Genomic DNA, 2,736 nt, shown 5'->3' with positions numbered 1-2,736 from the left:
TGGTGTAGACCGGGGTTGGGTGGGTCAAGGGTGGGGGGCGGCTTTGCGCCTCAATGTGGTCGTTCGGCTGTTTCGGTGACCGTCTTATCAGCGGGCATTTCGTCAACTGCCTTGTCCGGAAAGTCGTCCGACAAACAGTTCATCCGGATTGACATCGCAGTTGCCAGTTTCCGGACAGCCGCCATGTTGACCGCCAAACGACGGTTAGTCGGACGGAACTTTATGCCAGCGGAAGGCCGGGATGGGGTCGATTGCGGATTGGTGGGTTCGACTATATGGTTTAGCGCCGCCGCCGTTAGGGTGGGCTGGCAAGCCGTTACGCTCTATGGCATTGTCGGTGTTATGGTACATTTGTCAGCCCAAGGCTGACTAACTCGATAGTCATCATGGCACGGATCAATCTCAAGAAGTTCATCGCAGAACATTACAAAGGTGGCGTAACGGCACGGGACGTGATCCGTGAGGGAGTCACCAATTCGATCCAAGCTGGCGCGAACAAGATTTCTGTTGAACTCCGGTTTGAGAAACAGTCCGGCTTGTTTGGCGACGAGGAACGCAACGTCCTCGACCGGATCATCATTTCCGACAATGGTGAAGGGTTCACTCAGGATAATCTCAGCTATTTCGACGAAATCTGTACGGGCCATAAAGATGATATCGGCGGCAAGGGTGTCGGGCGCCTTGCTTTCCTGAAGTATGCCAATCGCGTAGAGATAAGAAGCCAGCTGTCCGCACATCTTGTCGAATTCTGTTATACCCCCGAATTTAAGCTAGAAGATGTAAAATCGACTGAAATTTCGGGTGCCCCGGAGACAACGATAACGATCTCCGAGCCGAAGGAAAAGATCAACACGCAGGTCGCAAAGCTCGTCAACTCGATGTGCGACGACCTCCGCCTCTTGTTATTTCTGAAGAAGCAGGCAGGGCAGATCATATCGATCACCTTTACCCACAATTCACAGCAGCCATTTCCAGAAACGTATATTTTCTCGGCCGAAAAAATAGAGGCGCTGAAGACCCGATCGTTTGAAGTCAGTGGTCAGACTTTCGAGTGTTATCTCTTCCGTGAGGAAGCCCCTCGGAAGGGGATAGTCGCGATGCTATGCGCCGACCAACTGTGCGTTGAGGAGTATCAGATCAGCAGGAGGTTCGATACCTGCCGCTATCTAATATCGATCACTTCGACCTATCTGAATCGCAGCTCCAATATCGAGCGCCAAAAACTCGAAATTCCCAAAACCGCCTCCGATACCGATCTCGTGTCACCAATTAGCCGCGACATGCTTATGCCGCGTATCCACGACGAATGTCTGGCCATGATCAACGAGGTGGCAGAAGGTGAAATCAATACGTTCAAAGCTTCCAATATTGAGAAGCTTAAGAAATATTATCCTTTCATCACCTTCAGTTCTCTGAATGGGGATGCAGCAATGCTGGACGCTGATGAGATCGTCAAAACATACCGGGCACAACAGGCACGGCGTGAAGACCGACTTGTTGAAGATTTGGTAGAGGGCCGCAAGGTCAATTTCGACGATATCTCCCATCTCGCTGGCGACGACTTGGCCCGCTTCATTGTCCATCGAGCATTGGTTATTGACTCGTTAGCTAAGATGCCGCGCGAGTCAGCTGAGGACGTCCTCCACAACACGATTATAAAAAAGCATAGTAGTGGGAAAGACATACGTGAGAACAATATCTGGCTTGTGGATGACAAGTTTCTTTCCTACTCCAGCATCTATAGTGATGAGACACTAGCCAAAATTGTCCGTGAGGTCGGCGTCGAGACAGAGTCAAAGCAACATAGGAAGCCTGATGTAGCGGCTTTCTTTTCTAAGGATAACAATGGCCGACCCAATAAACTCGTTATCATCGAGTTTAAGAAGCCTGGTGCCGACATTTTCGAAAACAACAAGGCACTAGTGCAATGCCGTCTCTATGCCAGCGAACTGATCGACCGAATTGATACAGTCCGAGAGGCGTTTGCATTTTCTATCGTCGAAATCGATGATGAGTTTTACAGAGATATGAAGAGTACTGGATTCAAGGACGTATTCTCTCTAAATGAGAGAGTGGTATATAATGATTTCCCAATTGGATCGAAAAATGATATTCCTTTGCATCTTTATGTGATGCCTGCGGCCACGCTCATTATGGATGCCAGGGCACGTAATCGTGTCTTTGAGGAGGTGCTGAGATTTAACATAGCCCAATGCGCACCGGTGACTGCAGTACCTCCAGCTGTTTTTGCTCCGGACCAGTGAACGCTTGGCCCAAAAGCCAATTTACTAGACTCGTGTGATCCGCAACCACCGCCGCATTTGTTCAGGCAAAGGTCCTCTATCGGGAACTATCCGCAACCTTCAGAATGACCACAGTGGAGCGCAAACCCCAAAATCGTCCCCCTGTCCGTCAAACGGAGATTTGACGGGCACCCAGAATTCAGCCGCGTTCTCGGCCACCTAACAGAAACCCGCCCATCCGCTTCCGGCTGCATCCGGCTCAACCGCCCCTCAACCGCAGTCCCTTTACGCGCCGACCTTCTGGACAGCTGTCGCTGTCGCTCCCCAGCCGTGATACAATTCATCCATGAAAACCGATCGCCAAGACCTTCAACGCGCCGTCCAGTCCGGTCGGTTTGTCCTCACCAGCGAACTTGGTGAGAAGATCAGTGCCGTTGAAGGCTTGACCCTGTCGCCACGGATGGCAGCCATCTTGCGGCAAGGGGCCGCGCAG

The 2,736-nt window shown here is 51.2% G+C and carries 1 protein-coding gene; it reads left to right on the top strand.

Annotation, left to right across the window (positions count from 1 at the left end; genetic code table 11):
* Window positions 1-386 precede the first annotated feature (386 nt).
* Window positions 387-2,264 (top strand): ATP-binding protein, encoded by a 1,878-nt coding sequence (locus Q0072_RS00210; RefSeq protein ID WP_298324054.1) that lies wholly within the window; start codon window positions 387-389, stop codon window positions 2,262-2,264.
* Window positions 2,265-2,736 lie beyond the last annotated feature (472 nt).

The organism is Asticcacaulis sp. (assembly GCF_027484505.1).
Classification (GTDB): domain Bacteria; phylum Pseudomonadota; class Alphaproteobacteria; order Caulobacterales; family Caulobacteraceae; genus Asticcacaulis.
Note: the sequence above shows the minus strand (reverse complement) of the source record. Positions and strands in the feature narration are given on the sequence as shown.

What these genes read in the sequence shown, in the direction of transcription:
- Q0072_RS00210 (WP_298324054.1), top strand. Translation starts at nt 387, where the DNA reads ATGGCACGGATCAATCTCAAGAAGTTCATCGCAGAACATTACAAAGGT.